At 65.6% G+C, this 25,290-nt stretch carries 24 protein-coding genes and 1 tRNA gene; 18 read left to right on the forward strand and 7 right to left on the reverse strand.

The features are described from left to right. Positions 1-82 precede the first annotated feature (82 nt). Entirely contained in the window at positions 83-1,756 is a 1,674-nt protein-coding gene (ctaD, locus tag KAK09_RS04050) for a cytochrome c oxidase subunit I (RefSeq protein WP_210877568.1), read from the reverse strand. Between the two features lie 448 nt (positions 1,757-2,204). Between ctaD and KAK09_RS04055 the strand changes: the two genes are divergently transcribed. Next, positions 2,205-2,279, forward strand: a tRNA-Glu gene (locus KAK09_RS04055). Positions 2,280-2,496: 217 nt separating this feature from the next. Here the strand turns inward: KAK09_RS04055 and ribA are convergent. Then, positions 2,497-3,588, reverse strand: coding sequence for a GTP cyclohydrolase II (gene ribA / locus KAK09_RS04060; RefSeq protein WP_210877569.1), 1,092 nt, complete (start codon positions 3,586-3,588; stop codon positions 2,497-2,499). A 155-nt stretch (positions 3,589-3,743) separates the two neighbouring features. On the opposite strand from ribA, the gene KAK09_RS04065 reads away from it, so the two are divergent. After that, the gene (locus KAK09_RS04065) at positions 3,744-4,430 is read left to right on the forward strand and encodes a response regulator transcription factor (protein WP_210877664.1); all 687 of its coding nucleotides are present in this window, start codon (positions 3,744-3,746) and stop codon (positions 4,428-4,430) included. Between the two features lie 137 nt (positions 4,431-4,567). Here the strand turns inward: KAK09_RS04065 and speB are convergent, their stop codons facing one another. Further along, positions 4,568-5,527, reverse strand: coding sequence for an agmatinase (speB, locus tag KAK09_RS04070; protein WP_210877570.1), 960 nt, complete (start codon positions 5,525-5,527; stop codon positions 4,568-4,570). A gap of 349 nt (positions 5,528-5,876) precedes the next feature. Between speB and KAK09_RS04075 the strand changes: the two genes are divergently transcribed. From KAK09_RS04075 to KAK09_RS04090, 4 genes are read left to right on the forward strand one after another with little or no spacing between them, the layout of a single operon-like run. Continuing rightward, positions 5,877-6,665 carry an exodeoxyribonuclease III gene (locus KAK09_RS04075; RefSeq protein WP_210877571.1) on the forward strand — a complete coding sequence of 263 codons (789 nt, stop codon included), beginning with the start codon at positions 5,877-5,879 and terminating at the stop codon, positions 6,663-6,665. 54 nt (positions 6,666-6,719) lie between these two features. Then, positions 6,720-7,634 (forward strand): thioredoxin family protein, encoded by a 915-nt coding sequence (locus tag KAK09_RS04080; protein ID WP_210877665.1) that lies wholly within the window; start codon positions 6,720-6,722, stop codon positions 7,632-7,634. A gap of 26 nt (positions 7,635-7,660) precedes the next feature. Beyond that, positions 7,661-8,305, forward strand: a complete 645-nt coding sequence (locus tag KAK09_RS04085; protein ID WP_210877572.1) for an LON peptidase substrate-binding domain-containing protein — start codon at positions 7,661-7,663, stop codon at positions 8,303-8,305. Further along, positions 8,302-8,490 (forward strand): Trm112 family protein, encoded by a 189-nt coding sequence (locus KAK09_RS04090; RefSeq protein WP_210877573.1) that lies wholly within the window; start codon positions 8,302-8,304, stop codon positions 8,488-8,490. The genes KAK09_RS04085 and KAK09_RS04090 overlap by 4 nt, the downstream gene beginning before the upstream one ends. A 29-nt stretch (positions 8,491-8,519) precedes the next feature. Here KAK09_RS04090 and KAK09_RS04095 read toward each other — a convergent pair whose 3' ends face one another. After that, the gene (locus tag KAK09_RS04095) at positions 8,520-9,737 is read right to left on the reverse strand and encodes a cytochrome b/b6 domain-containing protein (protein WP_210877574.1); all 1,218 of its coding nucleotides are present in this window, start codon (positions 9,735-9,737) and stop codon (positions 8,520-8,522) included. A gap of 157 nt (positions 9,738-9,894) precedes the next feature. Here KAK09_RS04095 and fabD point away from each other — a divergent pair, with 157 nt between their 5' ends. From fabD to mltG, 6 genes are all read left to right on the forward strand, one after another. Then, complete coding sequence (gene fabD / locus KAK09_RS04100; RefSeq protein ID WP_210877575.1) at positions 9,895-10,833, forward strand: ACP S-malonyltransferase; 939 nt, start codon at positions 9,895-9,897, stop codon at positions 10,831-10,833. A 30-nt stretch (positions 10,834-10,863) separates the two neighbouring features. Continuing rightward, positions 10,864-11,601, forward strand: a complete 738-nt coding sequence (fabG, locus tag KAK09_RS04105) for a 3-oxoacyl-[acyl-carrier-protein] reductase (protein WP_210877576.1) — start codon at positions 10,864-10,866, stop codon at positions 11,599-11,601. A gap of 229 nt (positions 11,602-11,830) precedes the next feature. Further along, positions 11,831-12,064: an acyl carrier protein gene (locus KAK09_RS04110; protein ID WP_210877577.1), complete on the forward strand. Its 234-nt coding sequence runs from the start codon at positions 11,831-11,833 to the stop codon at positions 12,062-12,064. Between the two features lie 244 nt (positions 12,065-12,308). Continuing rightward, a complete protein-coding gene (locus KAK09_RS04115; RefSeq protein WP_210877578.1) occupies positions 12,309-13,052 on the forward strand; it encodes a 1-(5-phosphoribosyl)-5-[(5-phosphoribosylamino)methylideneamino] imidazole-4-carboxamide isomerase in 744 nt (247 codons plus the stop codon). An 81-nt stretch (positions 13,053-13,133) separates the two neighbouring features. After that, positions 13,134-14,393: a beta-ketoacyl-ACP synthase II gene (gene fabF, locus KAK09_RS04120; RefSeq protein WP_210877579.1), complete on the forward strand. Its 1,260-nt coding sequence runs from the start codon at positions 13,134-13,136 to the stop codon at positions 14,391-14,393. After that, complete coding sequence (gene mltG, locus KAK09_RS04125; RefSeq protein ID WP_210877580.1) at positions 14,393-15,550, forward strand: endolytic transglycosylase MltG; 1,158 nt, start codon at positions 14,393-14,395, stop codon at positions 15,548-15,550. Before fabF ends, mltG begins: the two co-directional genes overlap by 1 nt. 57 nt (positions 15,551-15,607) lie before the next feature. Here the strand turns inward: mltG and KAK09_RS04130 are convergent, their stop codons facing one another. From KAK09_RS04130 to KAK09_RS04140, 3 genes are all read right to left on the reverse strand, one after another. Next, positions 15,608-17,611, reverse strand: a complete 2,004-nt coding sequence (locus KAK09_RS04130; protein ID WP_210877581.1) for a capsular polysaccharide biosynthesis protein — start codon at positions 17,609-17,611, stop codon at positions 15,608-15,610. Between the two features lie 5 nt (positions 17,612-17,616). Continuing rightward, complete coding sequence (locus KAK09_RS04135) at positions 17,617-18,711, reverse strand: polysaccharide biosynthesis/export family protein (RefSeq protein ID WP_210877666.1); 1,095 nt, start codon at positions 18,709-18,711, stop codon at positions 17,617-17,619. 152 nt (positions 18,712-18,863) lie between these two features. Next, on the reverse strand, positions 18,864-20,156 hold the full coding sequence (locus tag KAK09_RS04140) for a capsule biosynthesis protein (RefSeq protein WP_210877582.1): 1,293 nt from the start codon (positions 20,154-20,156) through the stop codon (positions 18,864-18,866). 137 nt (positions 20,157-20,293) lie between these two features. Here KAK09_RS04140 and KAK09_RS04145 point away from each other — a divergent pair, with 137 nt between their 5' ends. The 6 genes from KAK09_RS04145 to KAK09_RS04170 all read left to right on the forward strand — a co-directional run bounded on the left by KAK09_RS04145 (position 20,294) and on the right by KAK09_RS04170 (position 25,243). Further along, positions 20,294-20,881 carry a riboflavin synthase gene (locus tag KAK09_RS04145; protein ID WP_210877583.1) on the forward strand — a complete coding sequence of 196 codons (588 nt, stop codon included), beginning with the start codon at positions 20,294-20,296 and terminating at the stop codon, positions 20,879-20,881. 291 nt (positions 20,882-21,172) lie between these two features. Continuing rightward, a complete protein-coding gene (locus tag KAK09_RS04150) occupies positions 21,173-22,315 on the forward strand; it encodes a porin (protein ID WP_247651049.1) in 1,143 nt (380 codons plus the stop codon). Between the two features lie 93 nt (positions 22,316-22,408). Continuing rightward, positions 22,409-23,239, forward strand: coding sequence for a sulfotransferase domain-containing protein (locus KAK09_RS04155; RefSeq protein ID WP_210877584.1), 831 nt, complete (start codon positions 22,409-22,411; stop codon positions 23,237-23,239). Further along, complete coding sequence (locus tag KAK09_RS04160; RefSeq protein ID WP_210877585.1) at positions 23,236-24,105, forward strand: sulfotransferase domain-containing protein; 870 nt, start codon at positions 23,236-23,238, stop codon at positions 24,103-24,105. The genes KAK09_RS04155 and KAK09_RS04160 overlap by 4 nt, the downstream gene beginning before the upstream one ends. Positions 24,106-24,190: 85 nt before the next feature. After that, positions 24,191-24,679: a hypothetical protein gene (locus tag KAK09_RS04165; protein WP_210877586.1), complete on the forward strand. Its 489-nt coding sequence runs from the start codon at positions 24,191-24,193 to the stop codon at positions 24,677-24,679. Between the two features lie 69 nt (positions 24,680-24,748). Next, a complete protein-coding gene (locus KAK09_RS04170) occupies positions 24,749-25,243 on the forward strand; it encodes a hypothetical protein (protein WP_210877587.1) in 495 nt (164 codons plus the stop codon). Positions 25,244-25,290: the final 47 nt, after the last annotated feature.

Here is a 25,290-nt window from a genome sequence, read left to right on the forward strand (position 1 = left end):
GGGCACGGGCGAGCGGCAGGGGCCGGAAGCACAAAGGCCCCGGCTTTTCCCGGGGCCTTTGGTGGTTCGTGTCAGCCGTGGCTCAGTGCGCGGGCTGCTTGTCCCAGTCCTCGCGCTTGGGGAGCGTTTCGAACGTGTGCTCGGGCGGCGGTGAGGGCAACGTCCATTCCAGCGTGTCGGCATATTCGTTCCACGGGTTGGGCCGCGTCTCGCGCGCGCCGCGCAGCAGCGCATAGATCACCACGCCGAAGAAGAACACGAAGCTGGCGAAGGAGATGAAAGCCCCGATCGACGACCAGTAATTCCAGACAGCAAAGGCCTCGGGATAGTCGATATAGCGGCGCGGCATGCCCTGACGACCCAGAAAGTGCTGCGGGAAGAAGGTCAGGTTGGCACCGATGAACATCGCCCAGAAATGCAGCTTGCCCATCCATTCGGGGATCATGCGCCCGGTCATCTTGGGGAAGTAGAAATAGATCCCCGCAAAGATCGCGAACACCGCGCCCAGGCTCATCACATAGTGGAAATGCGCCACGACATAATAGGTGTCGTGATAGGCGCGGTCCACGGCGGCCTGGCTGAGGACAATGCCGGTGACGCCGCCCACGGTGAACAGGAACAGGAACCCGAAGGCCCAGAGCATCGGCGTGCGGAACTCGATCGAGCCGCCCCACATGGTGGCGATCCAGGAGAACACCTTGACCCCGGTGGGGACCGCGATGACCATCGTGGCCAGCATGAAATAGCTTTGCTGGGTGAGGCTCATGCCGACCGTATACATGTGGTGCGCCCAGACGATGAAGCCCAGGAACCCGATGGCGATCATCGCCCAGACCATCGGCAGATAGCCGAAGATCGGTTTGCGCGAGAAGGTCGCGATCACATGGCTGATGATGCCGAAGCCGGGGATGATGATGATATATACTTCCGGGTGGCCAAAGAACCACAGGATGTGCTGATAGAGGATCGGATCACCGCCACCCGCCGGATCAAAGAAGGTGGTGCCGAAATTGCGGTCGGTGAGCAGCATGGTGATCGCCCCCGCCAAAACCGGCAGCGCCAGCAGGATCATCCAGGCGGTAACGAAAATCGACCACGAGAACAGCGGCACCTTGAACAGCGTCATGCCCGGCGCGCGCATGTTGAGGAAGGTCGTGATCATGTTGATCGCGCCCAGGATCGAGCTTGCCCCCGAGACGTGGACGGCAAAGATCGCCAGATCCATCGACATGCCACCCTCGGTGGTGGAGAGCGGCGGATAGAGCACCCAGCCCACACCCGAGCCAAGCTGCCCGTTGCCACCCGGTGCCAACAGCGAGGCCACGCCAAGCGAGGTGCCGGCCACGAACAGCCAGTAGGACAGGTTGTTCATGCGCGGAAACGCCATGTCCGGCGCGCCGATCTGGAGCGGCATGAAGTAGTTGCCGAATCCGCCGAACAGCGCCGGAATCACCACGAAGAACATCATCAGCACGCCATGATAGGTGATCATGACGTTCCACAGATGCCCGTTGGGGGTGCAGTCGGCGACATCGGAGGCAATGAAACGCGCGCCTTCCATGCACATGTATTGCACGCCCGGCTCCATCAACTCCATCCGCATGTAGACGGTGAAGAGAACCGAGATGAGACCGACGATCGCCGATGTGATCAGGTAGAGGATACCGATATCCTTGTGGTTCGTGGACATGAACCACCGGGTGAAGAACCCGCGCTGATCTTCGTGCTCGTGGCCGTGAATGGCTGCGTCTGCCATTGGATGCCTCCTGCTGGTGTTGACTACGGGCGGGAAAACCTGACTCTCACACCCACGTGATCTTTTCGGGTTTTAGAATGTCCCGGGGGGGGCGGCAATGCGCGAATTTGATGCAGATCAAAGAATTTTGTCGCACCCCTGAAGGGCACGGGGCGGCAAACCGGCCTGTCCGCCATGCCGGGCCCTTCTCTTTGCAGGGCAGGGGCACGGGATCTTGTGCGTGCGGGCGGCGACGATGATTCGCCGTTCACCGCCCCAAGGCCGGGTGCGGCCACAGCGGTGGTTCGCGCTGATGGCACCAGGGCGCGCGCCTGTCGCTGCGAATGCGGCCCCTTGCGGCTGGCGGATCGGACGGCCGCCGGGCCGGTGCCGAAAATCGAGGAAGATTCTGCAAAATCCCTCTTGCGCCCCGCCGCGGATTTTCATACTCACCCTCCACGCCAAGCAAGGCCCGTTCGTCTATCGGTTAGGACGCCAGGTTTTCAACCTGGAAAGAGGGGTTCGATTCCCCTACGGGCTGCCACTTCCCCTTGTTTTCAGAATTTTGCGGGTTGGCCGTCGGACGCGTTCCGGGTGTCCGTGCTGGGTTGTCGCGTGTCTTGCCCGTTCGGAATCTTGCCCGCGCCATTGTCTCGTCTCAATGCCGCTTGGCCAACGGGTGTCCTTGCGGGCTGTTTCCGCGAACGGTGATCGCCCTGGGGCGTGCCGGCTGCCAGCGCGCATGACGCTGATCCGCGCCGCTACAGAAGATGCCCGGATTTCGTGGCCTTGGTCGCCAGATAGGCCCGATTATGTGCCGTTTCGCCAAGTTTCAGCGGCACGCGTTCCGTCACCGTGATCCCGTTCTGCTGCATCATTGCAATCTTGGCGGGATTGTTGGTCAGAAGGCGCACCGCCGAAAACCCCATCCGTTTGAGGATCTCGGCACCGATGCGGAAATCGCGCTCGTCATCCTCGAAACCAAGGCGATGATTGGCCTCGACCGTGTCAAACCCCTGATCCTGCAACGAATAGGCGCGCATCTTGTTGGCAAGGCCGATGCCGCGCCCCTCCTGATTGAGATAGAGCAGCACGCCCGCGCCCTCTGCCCCCATCTGCGCCAGCGCGCCGCGCAGTTGCGGGCCGCAATCGCATTTGAGCGAGCCCATGAGGTCGCCGGTGAAACAGGCCGAATGCAGCCGCGCCAGCACCGGGGCTGTGCGATCGGGCTGGCCGATCTCGATGGCGTAATGTTCCTCGCCGCCATCTTCGGGGCGAAAGATATGGAGACGTCCGGCCTCGGACACCGCAAGCGGCAGGCGCGCGCTCACCACCGGGTTGAGCGGGCTGGTCCCGGTGAGGCGGGGCAGGGCCGCGGTGGCGTCGATGACCGTCAGGCCATGCGTGGCGGCAAAGCCCGCGCCATCGGCCAGATAAAGCACGAGCGCCGCGGGCAGAAGGCGCGCGGTTTTGGCCAACAGGATCGCCAACCGGTGCAGATGCGCCGCCCCCTCGCGCACCGAGGTAAGCGGACCCTTCATTGGCACGCGCAGATCATCCGCCGGATCGGCCACGGCGAGAACCCAGGAGAGTCGCGCGTCGGGCGGAAGCGCCACCCGCGCCAGATCGCCGTCATAGGCGCGCGCCTTCAATGTCGCCGCGCGCCGCGCGGTGATGGCAAGGACCGGCGCGCCGCCAAGCGCCTGAAGGTCCGCGAGCCGCTGCGCGTCAAGCGTCTCGGCGGCCAGAACCAGCGCCGCGCAGTCCCCGTCCCGGAGCACAACGGGCACGCCCATGCGCAGATCGGCCCGCGCGCGGGCAAGGATTTCGGTGGTATCTGGGGAAAATCCCATGCGTTTTCTCCGCGATATGGCCAAACCCTTAGCGTATCGTGTAATGAATTGAAAGAAACGCTCGCGCGGCAACACGTGGGCGTGAAGGGTATGTCGTGCCCCTTGCCCGCGCGATATCTCTTGCGCATCTTGACGCGCAGGAAGAGGAACGCACCATGGCACAAGTCAAGAAGATACTTCTGGTAGACGATGACGACGACCTGCGCGAGGCGCTGGGCGAACAGCTTGTCATGACCGAGGATTTCGACGTGTTCGAGGCTGGCTCGGGCACAGGCGCGATGGCCAAGATCAAGGACATGATCTACGATCTCGTGATCCTTGATGTGGGCCTGCCCGATACCGACGGGCGCGAGTTGTGTCGGCTGATGCGCAAGCAGGGGGTCAAGTCACCCATCCTGATGCTCACCGGCCATGATGGCGACGCCGACACGATTCTCGGGCTTGATGCGGGCGCGAACGACTATATCACCAAGCCGTTCAAGTTTCCGGTGCTGCTCGCGCGCATCCGCGCGCAACTGCGCCAGCACGAACAATCCGAGGACGCGGTGTTCCAGCTTGGCCCCTACACGTTCAAGCCCGCGATGAAGATGCTGGTGACCGAGGACGAGCGCAAGGTGCGCCTGACCGAGAAGGAAACCAATATCCTCAAGTTTCTCTATCGTGCGCCAGAAGGTGTGGTGCCGCGCGATGTGCTGTTGCACGAGGTCTGGGGCTATAACGCGGGGGTGACGACCCACACGCTCGAGACCCATATCTACCGCCTGCGCCAGAAGATCGAGCCCGATCCCGGCAACGCTCGCCTTCTGGTCACCGAATCGGGTGGTTATCGCCTTGTGGTTTAATAGTCACGCTCGCTTGACCAAGATCAAAGTCGTATCTGCGTTTCAGGATTAATGTGGTATCGTTCACTTACGGTTATAGTGAACCTCCCTGTTGGACTGGCCCCGGCATCGCCCGGGGCCTTTTTCTTTTCAAGGGCTTACCTTGCCGCAGCGTAAAGCGCGAGCAGATCGCAGGCGAGGGTCGCTGCCGCGAGCGCGGTGATTTCCGAGACGTCATAGGCGGGGGCCACCTCGACCACGTCCATACCCTTGAGTGCTACGCCCTCCAGCCCGCGCAGGATCTCCTGCGCCTGAAAGGTGGTTAGCCCGCCGATGACCGGCGTGCCGGTGCCCGGTGCCATCGACGGGTCAAGCGCGTCGATGTCGAAGGTCAGGTAACAGGGCCGGTCGCCCACGATGGCGCGCACCTTTGCCGCCACCGCCTCGGGGCCGCTCAGGTGGACCTCGCGCGCGTCGATCACATGCACGCCCAAGGGGTCGGGGTTGTGGGTGCGGATGCCCACCTGCACCGAGGCCTCCGGGATCACCAGCCCCTCGCGCACCGCGTGCCAGAGCATCGTGCCGTGGTCGATGCGGCCCGGCTCGTCCTCCCAGGTGTCGGAATGCGCGTCGATCTGGATAAGGGCGAGGGGGCCATGTTTTTCGGCATGGGCCTTCAGCAGGGGCCAGGTGATGAAGTGATCGCCCCCCAGCGTCAGAAGTGCTGTGTCGGTGGCCAGCACGTCGCGGGCGGCCTGCGCGATGGTCTCTGGGATCTGCGCGGGATAGCCGTGGTCGAAAAAGCAATCGCCGTAATCGACGATGGACAGCCGCTCGAACGGATCAAAGGCCCAGGGCCAGGGCGCGGACCAGGCGATATGCGCAGACGCCGCGCGGACCGCGCGCGGGCCAAGGCGTGTGCCCGACCGCCCCGACACCGACATGTCGAACGGCACGCCCATCACCGCCACATCGGCCCCGCCCAGATCCTTGGTATAGCGGCGACGCATGAAGCTGAGGGCGCCGGCATAGGCGGGTTCGGCAAGGGTGCCGCGGGTCTCGGGCCGGGTAAAGGCAAGGTCGGTGGCGGTCGGGTTGACGCTGGTGGTGTCGGTCATGGGTGTCCTTTTCGGAAATGTGTGTGCCCGGAGAGTGCCTCCGGCTTCGACGGGTGTAAACCTCAAGCGCGGCGTGGTGCCCGCCCGGAGGGGGTATTTCTGTTCGGGCGCGCCGAGGGCAAGTCGGGATTTGGCCTGTTGCCGACGTTGGAGGAGAGCCGCGCATCGCCGTGCCGGGCGGTGGCCCGGCGATGCGCGGCGGCGCGTTCCGCGCCTTGATTCCGCGCATTGGTGCCAAGTGCTGAGCGTCAGCGACAGGCCACACCTGCGCTTTCACCGGATTTCTGCTTGCCCTTGCCCGTGCCCTGCGGTCATTTGCGCCCGAGCCCCCCCACACCCCGGAGTGCCCATGCCCTTTACCCTTGCCACCTGGAACATCAACTCTGTGCGGCTGCGCGCGGGCCTTGTCGCGCGGCTTCTGCGCGAAGAGGGGCCGGATATCCTGTGCCTTCAGGAATGCAAGAGCCCGGTCGAAAAGATCCCCACCGAGATCTTCGCAGCCCTTGGCTACCCGCACATGATCGCGCGCGGCGAGAAGGGCTATAACGGCGTGGCGATCCTGTCGCGCCTGCCCATCGAGGAGGCGGGCAGCCTTGATCTGGCCGAACTGGGTCACGCGCGTCATATCGCCGGGCGGCTGGAGAACGGCGTGGTGATCCACAATTTCTATGTGCCAGCCGGAGGGGATGTGCCGGACCGCGATGTGAATGTGAAATTCGGCCAGAAGCTCGATTACCTAACCGACATGCGCGATGTCTTCCGCGAGAGCCGCCCCGAACGCGCGATCCTCGTAGGCGATCTCAACATCGCCCCGCGCGAGGATGACGTGTGGTCGCACAAGCAGCTTCTGAAGATCGTCAGTCACACGCCGGTCGAGGTCGAACATCTCGGCGATGCGATGGAGGCGGGGAAATGGTGCGACATCACCCGTCAGGACATCCCCGAGGGGCAGCTTTACAGCTGGTGGAGCTACCGCGCCCGCGACTGGGACGAGGCCGACAAGGGCCGTCGTCTCGATCACATCTGGGCCAGCGCCGATATTGCCGCCTCGGGCCACGATTCTCGTATCCTGCGCGCTGCGCGCGGCTGGGAACAGCCAAGCGACCACGCGCCGGTTTTCGCAACTTTTGATCTTTGACAGGGCGCGCGGCGCTCACATATACCGGGCAACCGGATGAAGGGGAGAGACGACATGCTGGAACTGGGCAAGACGACCGGCCCCGCCGCCGCCGATCTGGTGCGCGACGTGACCGAGGCGGATTTCATGGCCGAGGTGGTCGATGCCTCGATGAGCGTGCCGGTGATCGTCGATTTCTGGGCGCCCTGGTGCGGGCCGTGCAAGACGCTTGGCCCCGCGCTTGAGGCGGCGGTGATCAAGGCCAAAGGCGCGGTGCGCATGGCCAAGGTCGATGTGGACCAGAACCAGATGATCGCGGGGCAACTCAGGGTGCAGTCGATTCCGACGGTCTATGCCTTCTGGCAGGGCCAGCCGATCGACGGCTTTCAGGGCGCCTTGCCCCCCTCGGAGATCGAGGCGTTCGTCGCGCGCGTGGTGCAGGCAGCAGGCGGCGACGCAAGCGGCGGGCTTGACGAGGCGCTTGACGCCGCCGACGAGATGCTGGAGGCGGGTGCGCTGTCGGACGCCATGCAGACCTATGCGGCGGTGGTGCAGGAAGACCCTGAAAATGCGCGCGGCTTTGCCGGCATGGCGCGGGTGCAGATCGCGCTTGGCGATCTTGATCGCGCCGAATCGGTGCTTAACGGCGCCCCCGCCACCATCACCGGCAAGGCCGAGATCGAGGCGGTTCACGCCCAGATCGCCCTTGCCCGGCAGGCGCAGAATGCGGGCCCCGTGGCCGAATTGCGCGCCGCGGTCGAGGCCGATCCGGCCAACAACCAGGCGCGGTTCGATCTTGCACAGGCGCTTTATGCAGAGGGACAGGCGCAGGAGGCCGTTGACGAATTGCTGGAACTGTTCCGCCGCGACCGGGAATGGAACGAAGGCGCCGCACGCGCACAGCTTTTCACCATTTTCGACGCGATGAAGCCCAATGATCCGGTGCTTCTGAACGGGCGGCGCAAGCTCTCGTCGATGATATTTGCCTGAGTGGCGCGGCGGGCTAGCTCTGCTCCATGACACTCAAGCACGATCTTCCCGAGATCATTCCGGTTTTCCCGCTGCCCGGCGCGGTGCTTTTGCCGCGCACGCGGCTACCGCTGCACCTGTTCGAGCCGCGCTACCTTGCCATGCTCGACGATGCGCTCAAGACGCCCGAGCGGGTGATCGGCATGATCCAGCCCAACCGCGTGCCGGGGCGCGAGGGGCACGGGCTTTACGCCATCGGCTGCGTGGGGCGCGTGACGCAGTTTTCCGAGACCGAGGACGGGCGCTACATGATTACGCTCGCGGGTCTCTCGCGCTATCGCGTGATCGAGGAGGTGGAGGGCTTTAGCCCCTATCGTCGGGCGCGCGTGAGCTGGGCTGGGTTCGAGCGCGATCTGGGGCCGGTCGAGACCGATCCCGGCTTTGACCGCCTGCGCTTCATGGCGCTTCTGGCGCGGTATTTCGAGACCCGCGGCTTGCAAACCGACTGGGACTCGCTCAAGGAAGCGGAGGACGAGTTGCTGATCAATTCGCTCTCGATGCTTCTGGGATTTGACCCGGAGGAGAAGCAGGCGCTGCTCGAGGCGCCTTCTCTGCGGACGCGGCGCGAGACATTGGTCACGCTGATCGAATACGCCCTGCGCGGCGGCGATAACGAGGACATCATGCAATGAATGACGCACCTGCCCCCATCTTTGACCGCCGCATGCTCGAGGCGCTGATCTGTCCGCAGACCCACGGCCCGCTAGACTATGACGCCGAGCGGCAGGAACTGGTAAGCCGCCGCGCGGGCCTTGCCTTTCCGATTCGCAACGGGATTCCGGTCATGCTGATCGATGAGGCGCGCGCGTTGGAGTGACACAGGGCGCCAACGCCCGGCCGCACCGCTTACTCGCCCCCGCGTGTGGCCGTCAGATCGAAGGAAATCCGCACATCGAAGCCGAGCGATCCGACGTCCTGGGTGCCCATGCCGATGGCGAAGTCGCGCCGGTCCACGGTCAGGCCGCCCTGGGCGCGCGCGGTGCCGTTCTCGATGGCCAGCGTGAATGGCATTTCGACCGGCACGCTCGCTCCCTTGATGTGCAGCGTGCCGCGCGCGATCTGCCCATCCTCTGCAGCCATGAGATCGGCGGTGAAGGTTGCGGTTGGGTGTTCTTCGGCGTTGAAGAAGTCCTTGCCCATGGCCTGGGTCGTGACCGCCCCGAGCGATAGCGACGGGATCGCCACCACCACCTCGACCGATCCGTGCCTCCCCTCGGCATCTGGTGCCTCGGCGTAGGAAATATCGGCGGTCCAGTCGGCGAAGCTGCCGGTGACCTCCGAGCCCAGTTGGCGGATGCGGATTTGCAGGCTGCCATCCCGAACCCCCCATTCCGATTGCACCGTGGCTAGCCGCTCGCCGCCCGTGTCCGCGCGCGTCCCGAACCAGCCGAGCGCAGCCGCCCCGCTCAGCACCGCGCCCCAGAGGGCGAGCGCCGTCACGAATGGCAGGACGTGGCCGGGCTGTCGTGTGGTCGGCTGGCCCGGTGCGGCACCAGGCAGCATCCGGCGCAAGGTCGCATCGCCGTCGATGATGTGATGCTTGAGTGCGCCCGCGATATGGGCGGCAAGCGCGCCCGCGAGGACCAGAACGAAGAGAAGGTGCAGCGTTCTGGCAATCTCCGACACCGCCTCGGATTTCGGCACGAAGGGCAGGTCCTGCCCGAACGGTCCCCAGATCGGCGCAAAGCCGGTGGTCGCCGCGTGATGCACCCATCCCGAGAGCGGCACCAGAACGAGCGAGCCGTAAAGTAGCCAGTGCACCGTCTCCGCCGCCCAGGCCTCGAACGCGCGATCACCGTTGAGAAGGCCGGGCTTGGGCTGCGACACGGCCCACAGGATGCGCCCGAGCGCGACGAAAAACACCGCGACGCCGGTCGTCTTGTGGATCGAGAAGATCAGCGCCGCGCGGGCGATGACCGCATCGGAACCCGTCTGCTGTGCCTGTTCGGCCAGGTCGGCCGCCGTCAAGCCAAGCGGCAGGTTGACAAAGATCAGTAGCGCGGTGAGCCAGTGAAAGGTCTTGGTGACGGCGCCGTAGGTGGTGGCGGCATTGGTCAGCGGCATTGCGCAGGCTCCTGATTTGAGTCTCGCCCAATCTAGCCGTAACGCCCCGCCCGACAATCGCCCCTTGCGCACAGCCCTCGTGCATGCACGCGGAAACCACGTTGCCTTGGGACGCGCTCCGATGTATCGGGGGGCGATTTTCGCGGGAGGAGAGCAGATGAGCCGGGCATTCGTTTTTCCGGGACAGGGCGCGCAGGTGATCGGCATGGGCGCGGATCTCGCCGCTGCCTATCCGGCGGCGAAGGCGGTGTTCGACGAGGTGGACGAGGCGCTTGGGCAAAGCCTGTCGACGCTCGTCTGGGAGGGTGAGCAGGAGGTGCTTACGCTCACGCAGAATGCACAGCCCGCGCTCATGGCCACCTCGCTTGCCGCGTTGCGCGCGCTTCAGGCCGAGGGCGTGGGCATCGACGCGGCTGCCTTCGTGGCCGGTCACTCGCTCGGAGAATATTCCGCGCTTGCCGCCGCGGGCGCCCTGAGCGTGGCCGATTGCGCGCGGCTTCTGCGCATCCGTGGCCGTGCCATGCAGGAGGCCGTGCCGGTGGGCCTGGGCGCGATGGCCGCCCTTCTGGGCCTCGATTTCGACACCGCGCGCAAAGTCGCCGAAGAGGCCGCACAGGGCGAGGTCTGCCAGGCCGCCAATGACAACGATCCCGGTCAGGTCGTGGTTTCTGGTCACAAGGGCGCGGTGGAGCGCGCGGTCGAGATCGCCAGGGCGCGCGGGGCGAAACGGGCGGTGATGCTGCCCGTCAGTGCACCCTTTCACTGCGCGCTGATGCAGCCCGCCGCAGAGGTCATGGCGCAGGCGCTGTCGGAGGTCGAGATCACCGCCCTCGCCGTGCCGCTGGTCGCCAATGTTCGCGCCGGCGCGGTGCGCGATCCGGCAGACATTCGCGCGCTGCTGGTCGAGCAGGTCACCGGCTCTGTGCGTTGGCGCGAGTCGGTGCAGTTCATGGGCGCGCAAGGCGTCACCGAGATCTGGGAGATCGGCGCGGGAAAGGCGCTTTCGGGCATGGTCCGGCGCATCGACCGCGAAATTGCCTGTCGGGCCATCGGCACGGCGGCAGAGGTTCAGGAGGCTGCCGCCTCGCTTGGCTGAGCGGCTATGTAGAAAGGAAATGGGGGTCACATGTTCGATCTGACGGGAAAATCCGCGCTCATCACCGGCGCTTCGGGGGGGATCGGCGCGGCTATCGCGCGCGCTCTGCATGGGGCTGGCGCCACGGTCGGGCTGTCGGGCACGCGGGTCGCGCCGCTTGAGGCGCTGGCAGGCGAGCTGGGCGATCGCGCCCATGTCCTGCCCTGCAACCTGTCCGATCCGCAGGCGGTCGAGGCCCTGCCCAAGGAGTCCATCGCCGCCATGGGCAGCCTTGATATTCTGGTGAACAATGCCGGGATCACCCGCGACCAGTTGTTCATGCGGATGTCGGACGAGGACTGGCTGGACGTGCTCAACGTCAACCTGACCTCGGCGATGCGGCTCTGCCGCGCGGCCGTGCGCCCGATGATGAAGGCCCGCTGGGGCCGCATCGTCAATATCGGCTCGGTTGTGGGGGCAAGCGGCAATCCTGGTCAGGTGAACTATGCCGCCGCCAAGGCGGGGCTGGTGGGGATGACCAAATCCATCGCCTGCGAGGTCGCCTCGCGCAACATCACCGCCAATGTGGTGGCGCCCGGATTCATAGCCACGCCGATGACCGACAAGCTGACCGAGGATCAGAAAACCACGCTCTACGCCAAGATCCCGGCCGGGCGCATGGGCACGCCAGAAGAGGTGGCCGCCGCCGCGCTTTATCTTTCCAGTCCCGAGGCGGCTTATGTCACCGGCGCCACGCTGCATGTGAATGGCGGCATGGCGATGGTCTGAGGCAGGGGATTTCCGCCGCAATCGCGCTTTGGGAAAGCATTTGCCATTGCCATTCTGTGTGCTATAGGCCACGGCAGCTTTGGCCGGAGGGGCGCGGTTTCCTTCGGTGGCCTGAGAAGTTCAGGCAGATGCAAGCCGCCCGCGACGGGCACCAACCACAGCCGCTTCCCGGCGAGGGCGGGGGCAGACCACTGGGCAAAGACGCCCGCGACAATATGAGGAACGAGACATGAGCGATATCGCTGACCGCGTGAAGAAGATCGTGGTGGAACATCTGGGCGTCGAGGAAGACAAGGTCGTGGAAAAGGCCTCGTTCATCGACGATCTGGGCGCCGACAGCCTTGATACGGTCGAACTGGTGATGGCGTTCGAGGAAGAGTTCGGCATCGAGATCCCCGATGACGCCGCCGACACCATCCAGACGGTCGGTGACGCGGTGAAATTCATCACCGAAGCTTCCTGAGTTTCGCCTCCTTGAGGTGAGAGAAGGCCCCGCCACCCGGCGGGGTCTTTTGCATTTGGGGCGGTTGGAGGCGCTGCCTCCGCCGCGCCTCCCCCGGAAGATTTAGGCCGGGATGAAGCCGCCCCCGCGCGACGGCGACGGGATTTGCTGTTATCATGCCGATTTGGGACCAGACCCGGCGCGCGCGGGCGGGCAAGCATGGCGTGTCCGGTTCGCAGGCCGGGAACCTCAAGGGAGCGCGTCCATGATCATCTATCCGACCCTGGAAATTCTTGGCGGCAAATGCGTGAGCCTCACGCGCGGGCGGCTCGACGAGCCGGTGATCTGGCATGTGGACCCGGTCGAGACCGCGCGTGCCCATGTCCGTGCCGGTGCCGAGTGGATGCATCTGACCGACATGGACGGGCTCAGTGGCGGCAATGGGAACTCGGCGCTGATCGAGGAGATCATCCGCGCTGTGGGCATCCCGGTGCAGCTTGGCGGCGGGTTCCGCTCGCGCGAGGTCGTCACCCGCTGGATCGACAAGGGGGCAGGGCGGATCGTGGTCGGCACGCTTGCCGTGCAAGACCCCGAGACGGTGCGGGCACTGGCGAAATACCACCCCGATCAGATCGTGGTGGCGGTCGATGTATGGCGCGGTCAGCTCATGACCCATGGCTGGCAGAACCCGAGCGCGATTGCCGCCGGGGATTTCATCGCCGCCTTCGAGGGCGTGCCGCTTGCGGGGATCATCATCACCGATATCGACGCTGATATCGAGGAGAGCGACGGCAGCCTCGGCCTCATCTCCGGTCTGGCCGCCAAGACGCGCCATCCGGTGATCGCGCGCGGCACGGTGCGCGGCGTGGATGACGTGGCACGTCTGAGGTATATTCCCAACATCGCAGGCGCGATGATCGGGCGCGCGCTTATGGCGCGCGACATCGATCTGGCCGAGGCGCTCGCGGTGGCGCGGCCCGCGCCCGAGGCACGGGCAGAGTTCCTCTGATGCGTGCCCCGTGACGCTCTTGCCCCTTTGCCCCAAGAAGGGGTAAGAGCGGCGGAAGCGAAGCAGGGAAAGGGCAGCATCATGCGGCGTGTCGTTGTCACGGGGTTGGGTCTGGTGACCCCGCTTGCCGATGGGGTGGAACTGAGCTGGAGCCGTCTGCTGGCGGGCAAGTCCTGCGGGGCGACGATCACCCGTTTCGATCCCGTGAACGTGGTCACGAAGTATGCCTGCGAAATTCCGCTTGGCGACGGCAGCGACGGCACTTTTCTGGCAGACCGCTACATGGAGCCGAAAGAGCGCCGCAAGGTTGATGATTTCATCCTCTATGGCGTCGCCGCCGCGCAGCAGGCGGTCGAGGATTCGGGCTGGATGCCCGAGGACGATGCGGCGCGCGAGCGCACCGGCGTCATCATTGGCTCCGGTATCGGCGGGCTGCGCTCGATCGAGGAGACGGCCAATCTGGTGCGCGACAAGGGCGTGCGGCGGGTCTCGCCCTTCTTCATTCCCGGCGCGCTGATCAATCTCATCTCGGGGCAGGTCAGCATCCGGCACGGCTTCAAGGGGCCGAACCATTCGGTCGTGACCGCCTGCGCCACGGGCGCGCACGCGATCGGAGACGCCGCGCGGCTGATCATGTTCGGCGATGCCGATGTGATGGTCGCGGGCGGTGCCGAGGCGTCGATCTGCGAGTTGGGCATCGCCGGGTTCAACGCCTGCAAGGCGCTTTCGAGCAAGCGCGCCGACAGCCCCCATGCGGCAAGCCGTCCCTATGACGCCGATCGCGACGGCTTTGTCATGGGCGAGGGCGCGGGCGTGGTTGTTCTGGAAGAGTATGAACATGCCAAGGCAAGGGGTGCGAAGATCTATGCCGAGATCCTCGGCTATGGCCTGTCGGGCGACGCCTATCACATCACCGCGCCCGCCGAGGATGGCGACGGGGGGTTGCGTGCCATGCGTGCGGCGCTGCGCAACGCGGGGCTGGAGCCGTCGGATATCGACTATGTCAACGCGCATGGCACCTCGACCATGGCCGATGTGATCGAATTGCGCGCGGTCGAGCGGCTTCTGGGCGATGCGGCAGCGGGCGTCACCATGTCCTCGACCAAATCCTCGACCGGGCATCTTCTGGGCGCGGCGGGCGCGGTCGAGGCGATCTTTTCCATCCTGGCGGTGCGCGATCAGGTGGCCCCGCCCACCATCAACCTTGACAATCCGGCGGTGGAGACGGTGCTTGACCTCGCACCTAATGTCAGGCGCGAACGCAAGATCGACGTGGCGCTGTCGAACAGCTTCGGCTTTGGCGGCACCAACGCGGCGCTGCTGGTTGGCAAGGTGCGCTGATGTGGCGCCATATCGTTTCGAATGTCCTGACGCTGCTGGTGGTGGCGGTATTCCTGCTGGGCGGGGCGATCCTCTGGGGGCAGTCGCAATACAAGGCCGCCGGCCCGCTGGAAGAGGCGATCTGCCTGCGCGTAGCACCCGGCAGCACGATGCGGCGGGTTTCGCGGCAGCTTGAGGAAGACGGAGCGGTAACAAGCGGCGCGATCTTTCGCATCGGGGCCGATTATGCCGACCGCAACGATGATCTCAAGGCGGGAAGCTGGCTTATCCCCGAGCGCGCCAGCATGGCCCAGATCACCGACATCATTACCCGTGGTGGCGCGAGCACCTGCGGCACCGAGATCGTCTGGCGCATCGGGGTGACGGCGGCGGATGTGACCGTGCGCGAGCTTGACCCGGCAACGGGGCGTTTCGAGGAGCGCGCGCGCTTTGACCCGCTGTCGGACGAGGCCCGCCCTGCAGTCTACGATACCATGCGCGCAAGGGCCGACACGCGGTTTCGCGTGGGCTTTGCCGAGGGGCTGACAAGCTGGCAGGCGGTCGAGGGGCTGAAGGCCGTCGAGGTGTTGACCGGTGACGTGGACGAGATTCCGACCGAGGGAAGCCTTGCGCCCGACAGTTATGAGGTGCGCGCGGGCGACACGCGGCAAAACGTGCTGGCGCGGATGACCGCAGCGCAGGAGGCGATCCTGACTGCCGCCTGGGAGGAGCGTATGGACGGGCTGCCGATCAACAGCCCCGAGGAGGCGCTGATCCTTGCCTCGATCATCGAGAAGGAAACCGGCGTGCCCGAGGAGCGGCGCCAGGTGGCGAGCGTGTTCGTCAACCGCCTCCGGCAGGGGATGCGTCTTCAGACCGACCCGACGGTGATCTATGGCGTGACCGAGGGGCGCGGTGTGCTCGGGCGCGGGCTACGACAGAGCGAATTGCGCCGCGAGACACCGTGGAACACCTATGTGATCGACGGGCTACCACCCACGCCGATCGCCAATCCGGGCCGCGCAAGCATCGAGGCGGCGCTCAACCCCGATGAGACGGGATACCTGTTCTTCGTGGCTGACGGCACTGGTGGGCACGCTTTTGCCGAGACACTGGCCGAGCATAACCGCAACGTCGCGCGCTGGCGGCAGATCGAGGCCGAGCGCGGCGGGAACTGAGCGGCGCGCAGGCTGGCGGGTCGGGAAAATGAGTATTTGCGGAACGATGAAACCTGCTCAGCGCCAGAGCCGGGTGTGGGTCGCGAGCGCGCCTTGCAGTTTGGCCAGCGCCCGGTTGGTGCGGCCGGGGCGCGGCAGCGGCCCATGGGCGAGGCGCTCGGCCACCACCTCGACCGGGCAGGGCAGGCCGGAGACGGGATCGCGGTAGCGCGGATAGTCGATGAGCGTGGCATGGACAAGACCCGTGAGCGTGGGGCGGGCGGTGCGGCGGGTGGGGACCGCGCCCAGATCGCGGGTGAGGCCCCAGCCCGCGTAGAAGGGCGCGCCGGTGGTGGTCACGCGCACCCCGCGCAAAAGCGCCTCGAACCCCAGAAGCGATGTCATCGTCCAGACCTCATCGACCAGCGGCAAAAGGGGTGCGGGATCGGTGCCGGGCAGGGCCATATCCACCAGCCCCGCGAGCGTCTCGGGCGCGATCGCGCCGGGGCGCAGCCCCGCCTCCACATCTGGGTGGGGTTTGTAGAGGATTACCGCGCCGGGATTGGCCGCGCGCACCTTGCGGATCAGGGCCAGATTGGTGGCGGTCTCTCCCGCGCCCAATCGGATGGAGGCGTCATCCTCGACCTGACCGGGCACAAGGATGCGGTAGCCCTGCGGCAGGTCGGGGGCGGTCGCGCCGAGGTTGTATTTGCTCAGGGCGTGGTGGGTGAGCGTGGCGATGAGCGCCTCGGCGCGAGCGGCCTGATCGGGGCGCAGCCGCGCGCGCGCGGCAATCAGGTGTTCAAGGCGGCTCTCGCGCGTCGGATCATAATAGATGCCCATATCGTCGAGCACGAGCGACAAGGGCGGCACAAGATCGGCCCCGAGGCCCCGCGAACGCAGGAACCCGTCCTCTGCCAGCACCGCGCCCTCGGGGAGGGGCGTGCGCGCGGAGGCCCAGACCATCGTCGGGCGGTCGGGGGCGTCGCGCCCGAAGATCACGCGGCGGTGGCGCCCGAAGAAGTCTTGCAGCGGCGCGCGTTTCCAAAGCCGCATTCCCTGCGCGCGCCAGCCGTGGCGATCCTCGCGCCAGGCGCGGGTCTCGGCCTCGAAGGTGTTGAGCGCGGTTTCCAGATTGCAGAGCCGGTCGCGGCAGGGGTCATACCATTTGGGGTAGAGGATCATCGCACCGGCGAAAAGCTGCGCGCGGGTGAGCGCGCGCCCGCGTCGGGGCAGGGGCGCGGGGTGGCGATCCTCGGTCAGGCCCCAGCCGACATAGAAGGGCTGACCGAAAACATTGGGCCGGTGCCCGGCAAGGATCGCCTCGAAGCCCATTTGCGACGAGACGGTATAGACCGCGATGGCCCCTTCGAGCAGGTGCCATGGGCTGACCGGCTCGGTGATCAGGCGCACACGGTCAGTGGCGTCTGAAGCGGTGAAATGGCCCGCGCGGTGGCCCTGCGCCGTCTCGGGGTGGGTCTTGATGAGCACGGGGGCGTGCGGGTGCTCGACCTGAGCCGACACCAGCATGTCGCGGAAGGTGGCCGGATCCGCGCCGCCATACCGCACCGAGGCATCGCCGTGCGTCTGGTCGATCACCAGCACATAGCCCGGCGCGGGGCAGGGCAGGCCGGGATCGGTGCCCGAATACTTGGACAGATGTGCCTCGCGCATCCGCGCCATGGCGCCGCGCGCGCGATCCAGAAGCGGGGTTTCGTCGAGCGGGTGGCGGGCGAGGATCCCTTCAAGGTCGGAAGGCGAAGAGGCGTCGAAATGCACGCCCTGCCGGTCGATCAGCAGGCCAAGCGGCGGTGCGCCGCTGCGCCCCGGCAGGACCGAGCGCAGAAAGGCATCCTCGATCCGCAAGAGCCCCGCGCCGGTGCGCGCCGCCACCGCCTCGCCGCGCGCGGCGTAGGGCGATCGGCCCCAGACGGCGACGAGGTCCCCGGGCGCAGGCCAGCCAAGCCGCAGGTCATGGCCCGCAAGCGCGAGGATGCGGCGCAAGCGGCGTTGCCAAAGAAACCCGCCGTTGAAATGGAAAACCCGCCGGGAAGTGTCTCCGGCGGGTTCCTCTGCGTGCATCGGCGTCAAAAGTCCCCGGAGAGGGTGCCCGAGGCGGTCGAGACCGAGCCGACCGCGCCAAGCGTGCCGGTCAGCGCCGCAATGACCTTGGCCCATTGTGCGAACGGCGCCTCGGTCACATAGATCGTGTCGGCGTCGCGAATGGAAAAATCACGGGCCATGAACATGCCGTTGGGTTGGGTGAGATCAAGCACATAGACCATGCGCTGCGCGCCCGAGAGATCGTCGCGCCCGAGCACCATGTTGGCAATCTCGGCCGGTTCGTTGCGCAGCACGAAAACGCCCGTCGGATCGGCCGCCGCCACACTGAGGCCACCCACCTGTGCGATACCTTCGAGCGCAGAGAGCGTCTGGGTCTGAAAGGTCACGCGCGCCTGCGCGCCGGTCGCGCCGAGCGCGGTGTAGGAGCGGGTGTCTGATTCCACCAGAATGCGGTCGCCGCCGCGCAGCGGGATGTCGAATTGCGGATACTTGAACAGATCCTGGAACCAGACCTTGGCCTGCCTGTCACCGCGAATGACGGTGATCTGCGCCACTTCGGGGGTGATCGAGATGCCCCCCGCCGCCGAGATCATCGCCGACAGCCGCCGCGTGGGCGCCTCGATCGGATAGACGCCCTGACCGCCGACCGCGCCGCTGACCGAGACGGTGGAGCCGTTGCCCGCCACGCGGCGCACCTCGACCTGCGGATCGGGGGTTTGCTGTTCGAGGCGTTCGGTGATCACCCGTCGCACGCCCTCGGGCGTGTTGCCCGCCGCCTTGATCCGGCCCGCATAGGGCACGAAGATGAAGCCTGCGCCATCGACCTGCACTTCTTCCAGAATGGTCTGGTTCGACGTGGCCCCGGCCAGCAGCCCGTCATCGACGTTTTCCCAGATCGTCAGGCCAAGCGTGTCACCAGGGCTGATGATGTCCGACCCGAGAAGCCCTGCATTGAGAAAATCGTCGGTAAAGCCAAGCGCGGGCTGAACGGCGGTGGCGCGGGTGACGCGGTCATTGACCGCGACGACGAAGGCATCGCCCTGCTTCTGCACGGATCCGGCGTAGATCTCGCGCTTGTTGGGGCCCATGCGCGGCAAACCACACCCCGCGACGATCATCAGGATCACCAATGCTGCGACAGGTCTGACCCATCGGGTTGTGGGGATTGTCACTGCTCGGTCTCCTCGACCCGTTCTTGTTCTGCCTCGGGTATTTTTCCGGCAAGCTACCGCAGGGGTAGAGAAAAATCCAGCGTTTCCTGATTCGAGGATCAGGGAACAAGGCGCAACTGTTGCCGTGGTGCCGCAGTGCCGCATCGTAGCGCGTCATAGGGATCGTCGGGGGCGAGCATCATGTCCACCACCTGCCGCAGCACCTGACGGCGGCCGCGCGTGGAATAGAACCCGCCGGGAAGCTGGCTGGTTTCGAGAAGAAAGCGACGGTAATCGGCATAGGCGCGGCGGTCGGGGCGCTCGGCACGGGCAAAGAACGCGGGCAGGGGCAAGGTCGAGACGAACTCGGGCTTGGCATAGACAGCCGCGCCGAAGGTCCGCAGCGGAATGCCGCGCCACAGCACCTGCTGCGCGGCGGTGGAATTCACGGTGACGGCGCTGCGTGCCTCGTTGAGCAGATGCGCCAGCTTGCCGCCGCGCAGGTAGTGGACGCGGCCGCGCAGGCCATGGGCGGCGGTCAGGCGGCGCAGCGTCGCGCGAATGGGTGCGCGCCCATCCTCGAGCGGATGGTCCTTGATGACAAGGTGATGATGCGCAGGCGCGCCACGGGCAAAGCCGTCGAGCACCACTTCGAGAAATTCGGTCATCGACGCGAATGGTGAATGGGCCCGGAACGAGGCGTCATGTTCCAGTTGCAAAAGCGCGACGTGATAGGGAAAGCCGCCGGTGCGCACGCGCCAGGTGGCGATGCGCCGTTCCAGCGACTGAAACGGCATGAAGCACAGCCGCCCGAGATAGAGCGCGAATTCCTGCCCGACGCTGAGGGTGCGATGCGGGCGAAAGCGGCGGTAATTCCGGTTCAGGAAAAGGACAAAGCTGTGATAGAGCGCGCCATAGAAGATGTGGTGGCGCATGTCGCCCCAGCTTGCGGGTGGCAGGGCGGTGTCCATGTCGGACTGCGCGAGCGCGGCGCGCATCTCGGCCACGCTCATCTCCATCAGGCGGGAATGACCGTTACTGCCGCCGCGCTCGTAGGTGATCCAGTAGGGGCGCATGTAGCCTTCCTCGAACACATGCACGTTCAGCCCTGCCGCGCGGGCGATGGCCACCGCTTCGGCGTGGACGGGGCGGGTATCGCCATAAAGCACCAGATCGGTGACGGCGTGGTCGGCGATGAGGCGGCGCAGCGTCTCGGGCCACAGATCGGGCGCGTCGCGGAAGGGGATGTAGCTTGCGCGCTCGGGCCAGAACGCCCGGTCGCCGGCGTTGAACCCCACCCTGTGCACCCGCGCGCCCGCCCGTCGCAGCATTTGTCCGAGCCGCCAGAAGAACGGCCCGTGCGGTCCCTGAAGGAACAGGAAGGTGCGGGTGGAGGCGGGGGGCTGGATCATCGGAAAGCGGCTTCGATCTGTTGAACTCAGATCCTGTTAGACCGAAAAGCCGACGAGACTAAGCACTTTTGCGGGCCGGGCCTTGTCTTGGTGCCTGCGCGGGGCTAGGCCATGTCCGACACAGCGGAGGGCGGGCCATGTTCACGGGCATCATCACCGATATCGGGCGCATCGCCTCGGTTGCGCGGCGCGGCGACATGCATGCGCGCATCGCGACGGGCTATGATACCGGGCGGATCGAGATCGGCGCCTCGATCGCCTGCGATGGCGTGTGCCTGACGGTGGTGGCGCTCGGGGCGGGATGGTTCGACGTGGACATCTCGGCCGAGACGCTGTCGAAAACCAATCTCGGGGATTGGGCCGAGGGGCGGCAGGTGAATCTGGAGCGCGCGCTGCGCGTTGGCGACGAGCTGGGCGGGCATATCGTCTCGGGGCATGTGGACGGGCTGGCCGAGGTGATCGCGCGGCGCGACGAGGGCGAGAGCACGCGCCTCACCTTTCGCGCGCCTGCGGCGCTGGCAAGGTTCATCGCGCCGAAAGGGTCGGTCGCGCTCAACGGCACATCGCTGACGGTGAACGAGGTTTCGGGCGACACGTTCGGCGTCAATCTTATCCCGCATACGCAGACGGTGACGACATGGGGCGCGGTCGCGGTGGGTGACCGGATCAACCTGGAGATCGACACGCTGGCGCGCTATGTGGCGCGGCTGGCCGAGGCGGGTTGAACACGATGCGTCCTGCCGGGGATGCGCGGCGGCGGCTGCGTGGGGCTGAGGCGGTTTTCGACAAGACCACGGCGCGCGCCGCCGGATAATCCCTTTGGATAGCGGCGATTTATCGCCCGCCTGCGGCCTGTGAGCCCTGTGTGTGGTATCTGCGCAACATTCGCCACGGGAACGGCATGACGCGGGGGGGGCTTCGTTGACTCAGGGGGCGGGGTTGGCGCATTCCATGTCCAAGCCGTGTCAATGACTGGTGCGGCGGTTACGAAATCTTGCTTCTGAGGAGGGACACCCTTGAAAAAGCATCTTCTGAGCACCAGCGCGATCGCACTCGGCGTCGCCATGGCTGCACCGGCTTCGGCCCAGGAATGGAACATGAAGTGGGGCGGGTTCTACAACGTCCACGTTGGCTACAGCGATGTCGATGATGTCTCCGGTTCGACCGCTGACTTCGACGGCGTGAACATCTATACCAACGCCGAAATCATCTTCCGTCCGTCCGTCACGCTTGACAACGGCCTGACCTTCGGCGCCGAAGTGCAGCTTGAGGCCATGAACACCGGCGGCGCGCGCGTCGACGAATCGTTTGTGTCGATCTACAGCGACACGCTTGGCCGTATCGACCTCGGTTCCGAGAACTCGGCCGGTTACAAGATGATGGTGACCGCGCCCGGTATCGGTATTGGCATCAACTCGCCGTCCGTCTCGGCCTTTATCCCGGTATCGAATGCCGTAGGGATGCGGTTCCGTCGCGCCATGATCTCGGCCTATACCGAGGTTGCCGGCAACAACGACGTGCAGCGCATCACCTACTACACCCCGTCCTTCAACGGTCTGACCCTCGGTGTCTCCTACGCACCCGGTGCGGGCGGAAACGTTCCGGTTAGCATAAACGGTACGAGTGGCACCGGAACTGGCAATAGCGGTGCGGTGAACATCGCCCCGATCGATTTTAACACGATCGATCTTCAGGACATCTGGGATTTCGGTCTGGCCTATAACCAGTCGTTCAACGGCGTTGATCTCTCGCTCTCGGCCCGCTACGGCACCGGCGACAGCAACATTGCTAATCAGGACGATCCGGACACCTGGGGCATCGGCGCCAGCGTCAGCGTCAGCGGCTGGACCATCGGTGGCCACTATGCCGAGAACGACGAAGGCAATGCCGGCGGCCTTGGCGATGAAGAAGGCTGGGCGCTTGGCGTGGCCTATGACATCCCCGGCCCCTGGCGCGTGGCGTTCGACACCTTCCAGGGTGAGCGCAAAATCGCTGGCGGCAAGGAAGAATACACAGCCTATCAGCTTGGCGCGCGTCGCACGCTGGGCAAGGGCGTCGCATGGCAAGTTTACGCTGTCTATGCCGAAGGTGAAGACAAAGTCGCCGGCGACAAGGTCGATGGCACCGTCATCGCGACCTCGATCAACCTGTCGTTCTGATCGACCGGTTGCAGTTATCGGCGGCGGGGGGTATCCATCCCCCGCCGTTTCCTTTTGCGGCGGCCCTTATCCTGATCTGACGCCGGAGCGCGCATGAAACGAAGCATCGTCTGGCTCGCCTCTTATCCGAAATCGGGCAATACCTGGCTGCGGATCTTTCTGGCGAATTACCTGCTTGACGCGAAAGCGCCGCTGTCGATCAATCAGGTGCACAAGGTCGGCATGGGCGACACGGTCGCGCGCAGCTATCACATGGTGGCAGGGCGGCAGATCGACCTGACCGATCTGGGGCTGGTGTTGCGGCTGCGCGACCGGGTGTTGCAGGGCATCGTGGCCAACAACGCCGATATCAACCTGGTCAAGACCCACCACGCCCGCGTCTCGCCCGACCGTGTCCCGCTGATCCCCGACCGATACACGCGCTCGGCCATCTATATCCTGCGCAACCCGCTTGACATGGTGCTGTCCTATGCGCGCCATTACGGTATCGACCCGCAAGAGGCGGTGACGCTTGTCACCCATCCCGACAACGCCAACGCGCCGACCGCCACGTCTGCGGCGCAGTATCTGGGCAGCTGGTCGGACCATGTCAAAAGCTGGATGGCCTATGCGCCCTGGCCCCGGCTTCTGCTGCGCTATGAGGACATGCTGGATACGCCGGAAGAGACCTTTGGCAAGGCGCTGGCGCATCTCGGCGTGCCGGTCGATCCCGAACGTCTGGCCCGCGCGATCCGGTTTTCCAGCTTTGACGAGGTGTCGCAGCAGGAAGCGCGCGACGGGTTCATCGAGCGACCCGAGCAAAGCGCGAAATTCTTTGGCAAGGGCCAGAAGGATCAGTGGAAAACCGATCTCGACCCGGCGCTGGCCGAGCGGATCGTGGCGGAGTTTGGTGACACGATGAAACGATACGGGTATCTGGAATGAGCGATCTGCGCCGCATCATCTGGCTGGCAAGTTATCCGAAATCGGGCAACACCTGGTTGCGCAGCTTGCTGGCGCATTACTTCATGCCGCCGGGAAAGGCGCCGGATATCAACAACCTGCGCCAATTCACCACCGGCGATACGCGGCAGGATTTCTTTGATGCGGCGGCGGGCGGGGCCTATCGCGGCGCCGATCTGGAGGAATGGATGCGTGTGCGCGGCCGCGCGCTGCGCCTGATCGCGGCCTCCAAGCCCGACCACCATTTCGTCAAGACCCACTGCCAGCCGATTCGCGTCTTCGATCAGGACGTGATCCCCGCCGAAGTGACGGCGGCGGCGGTCTATATCCTGCGCAACCCGTTCGATCTGGCCCCCTCTTTCGCGCGGCATCAATCCTGCGATATCGACAGCGCCATCGACCGGATGCTGAACCCCGACACGATCATGGGCACGCCTTCGGGGATTTACGATCTGCTGGGCCGCTGGGACGATCATATCGGCGCCTGGACCGGCGCGCCGGGCCTGCCGCATCATGTGCTGCGTTACGAGGACATGCTGGCCAATCCCGGCAAGACAATGCGCGCGCTGCTGGAGAAGTTCCTGCGCGTCAAGGTGGACGGCCCGAAACTGGCGCGCGCGATCAAGGCGACCAGTTTCGAGGCGTTGAAGAAGCAGGAAGAGACGCTTGGATTTGGCGAGAAACCGGCCGGGATGACAGCGTTCTTTGCCAAGGGGCAGGCGGGCGTCTGGCGCGAGGATCTGACGCCCGCGCAGGTGGCGCGGCTGCGCGAGGGGTTCCTGCCGACGCTGGAGCGCTGGTATCCCGAAATGCTGAAGGAAACCGCCGAAGTGGCCGCTCACGCCTGATCACGGCTGTGTGTTCCGGTGTGTAAACACTGGTGCCGCGCGGGCGATACGGGTTTCTCTGGGGCAGTCACCAGAGGAGAGCACCTTGAAACGCCTGCGATTTTTCCTGCCCCTGCTGCTCGGCGCCTGCGCCCTGACCGCGCCCGCGCCGACCGCCCTGCTTGGCCCTGATCCGGTAATGGCGCGCGGCGTCTACAATACCGGCGGTGGCATCACCGTGGCGGTTGACCTGCGCGAGCATGACGGGCGGGTGATGGTCTGTGGCGTCTGGTCGGAAAGCGACGATCAGTCCGGCCTGACCCATGGCGGCCCCAAGATGGAGGTGCTGGGCGCGTCCTCGATCTATCTTGACGGAAAGGTGCTGGCGCGGGGACTGCTGTTCCTGCGCAAGGTGCCCGGGGCCGAGAGATACGCGGGCGCGCTGGCGGGCTGCGAGATCACGTCGCGCCCCTGGCAGGCTCGCCACGCCACGGCCCGCCCGGTGATAAGTTTTCCAAGCGTCCAGATCTACCTGGATGCGACGGATGTGGGGGCGGACATGGTGGAATTCGGCCCCGAAGTAACGCCTCGGTGAACGCGGGTGGGATGCCATGGCTGCCTGCGCATGCTATGATCCGAGGGTCCGGCGTGAAGGAGGTTCGCGATGAAACCCTGGCATGTTTTCTCTGTCCTCGCCCTTGCGGGCTGCGGCGTGGCCTTTGGCCCGGTCGTCCTGGCCAGCCTTGGCCCGTCCCCGGTGGTGTCGGGTGGCTATTACACCTCGGGCGGCGGCATCGACGTGGCGGTTGACCTGCGCGAGCGCGATGGCCGCACCCTGCTGTGCGGTGCCTGGTCGCAGAGCGCGCGCCAGTCGATTCTGACGGCCGGGGTGGTGCCGGGTCTGCTTGGCAGCGGGTCGGTTTTTGTCGATGGTCGGGCCTTGGTGCGGGGCCTGAATTTCATGTCCGAGGTGCCGCCCCGCCAAGATTACGCGGGTGTCGAGGCGCGCTGTGTGCTCACCGAACGGCCATGGCGCGCAGGCGACGAGGCGCGCCGCCCGGTGGTGCGCATTCCGCGGCAGATCGTTCGCGTCGATGCCGACGATGGCGGCCGCGTGGTCGTGTATTTCATACAGAGCGGCCCGAGCGCCTTGCGTTGAAAGCGATCAGCGTGGGGCAATGAGCCCAAGGTTATCGGGGCGCGCGC

Source organism: Roseovarius autotrophicus (assembly GCF_018069895.1).
Classification (GTDB): domain Bacteria; phylum Pseudomonadota; class Alphaproteobacteria; order Rhodobacterales; family Rhodobacteraceae; genus Roseovarius; species Roseovarius autotrophicus.

Bases quoted from the DNA above. Each gene is read 5' to 3' on its own strand.
- KAK09_RS04155 (WP_210877584.1), top strand. From the start codon at position 22,409: ATGAAACGAAGCATCGTCTGGCTCGCCTCTTATCCGAAATCGGGCAAT.
- ribA (WP_210877569.1), bottom strand. From the start codon at position 3,588: ATGGGATTTTCCCCAGATACCACCGAAATCCTTGCCCGCGCGCGGGCC.
- KAK09_RS04140 (WP_210877582.1), bottom strand. From the start codon at position 20,156: ATGATCCAGCCCCCCGCCTCCACCCGCACCTTCCTGTTCCTTCAGGGA.
- fabD (WP_210877575.1), top strand. From the start codon at position 9,895: ATGAGCCGGGCATTCGTTTTTCCGGGACAGGGCGCGCAGGTGATCGGC.
- fabG (WP_210877576.1), top strand. From the start codon at position 10,864: ATGTTCGATCTGACGGGAAAATCCGCGCTCATCACCGGCGCTTCGGGG.
- KAK09_RS04130 (WP_210877581.1), bottom strand. From the start codon at position 17,611: ATGCACGCAGAGGAACCCGCCGGAGACACTTCCCGGCGGGTTTTCCAT.
- KAK09_RS04160 (WP_210877585.1), top strand. From the start codon at position 23,236: ATGAGCGATCTGCGCCGCATCATCTGGCTGGCAAGTTATCCGAAATCG.
- KAK09_RS04075 (WP_210877571.1), top strand. From the start codon at position 5,877: ATGCCCTTTACCCTTGCCACCTGGAACATCAACTCTGTGCGGCTGCGC.
- KAK09_RS04080 (WP_210877665.1), top strand. From the start codon at position 6,720: ATGCTGGAACTGGGCAAGACGACCGGCCCCGCCGCCGCCGATCTGGTG.
- KAK09_RS04065 (WP_210877664.1), top strand. From the start codon at position 3,744: ATGGCACAAGTCAAGAAGATACTTCTGGTAGACGATGACGACGACCTG.
- speB (WP_210877570.1), bottom strand. From the start codon at position 5,527: ATGACCGACACCACCAGCGTCAACCCGACCGCCACCGACCTTGCCTTT.
- mltG (WP_210877580.1), top strand. From the start codon at position 14,393: ATGTGGCGCCATATCGTTTCGAATGTCCTGACGCTGCTGGTGGTGGCG.
- KAK09_RS04145 (WP_210877583.1), top strand. From the start codon at position 20,294: ATGTTCACGGGCATCATCACCGATATCGGGCGCATCGCCTCGGTTGCG.
- KAK09_RS04170 (WP_210877587.1), top strand. From the start codon at position 24,749: ATGAAACCCTGGCATGTTTTCTCTGTCCTCGCCCTTGCGGGCTGCGGC.
- KAK09_RS04090 (WP_210877573.1), top strand. From the start codon at position 8,302: ATGAATGACGCACCTGCCCCCATCTTTGACCGCCGCATGCTCGAGGCG.
- KAK09_RS04135 (WP_210877666.1), bottom strand. From the start codon at position 18,711: ATGATCGTCGCGGGGTGTGGTTTGCCGCGCATGGGCCCCAACAAGCGC.
- fabF (WP_210877579.1), top strand. From the start codon at position 13,134: ATGCGGCGTGTCGTTGTCACGGGGTTGGGTCTGGTGACCCCGCTTGCC.
- KAK09_RS04110 (WP_210877577.1), top strand. From the start codon at position 11,831: ATGAGCGATATCGCTGACCGCGTGAAGAAGATCGTGGTGGAACATCTG.
- KAK09_RS04095 (WP_210877574.1), bottom strand. From the start codon at position 9,737: ATGCCGCTGACCAATGCCGCCACCACCTACGGCGCCGTCACCAAGACC.
- KAK09_RS04115 (WP_210877578.1), top strand. From the start codon at position 12,309: ATGATCATCTATCCGACCCTGGAAATTCTTGGCGGCAAATGCGTGAGC.
- KAK09_RS04085 (WP_210877572.1), top strand. From the start codon at position 7,661: ATGACACTCAAGCACGATCTTCCCGAGATCATTCCGGTTTTCCCGCTG.
- ctaD (WP_210877568.1), bottom strand. From the start codon at position 1,756: ATGGCAGACGCAGCCATTCACGGCCACGAGCACGAAGATCAGCGCGGG.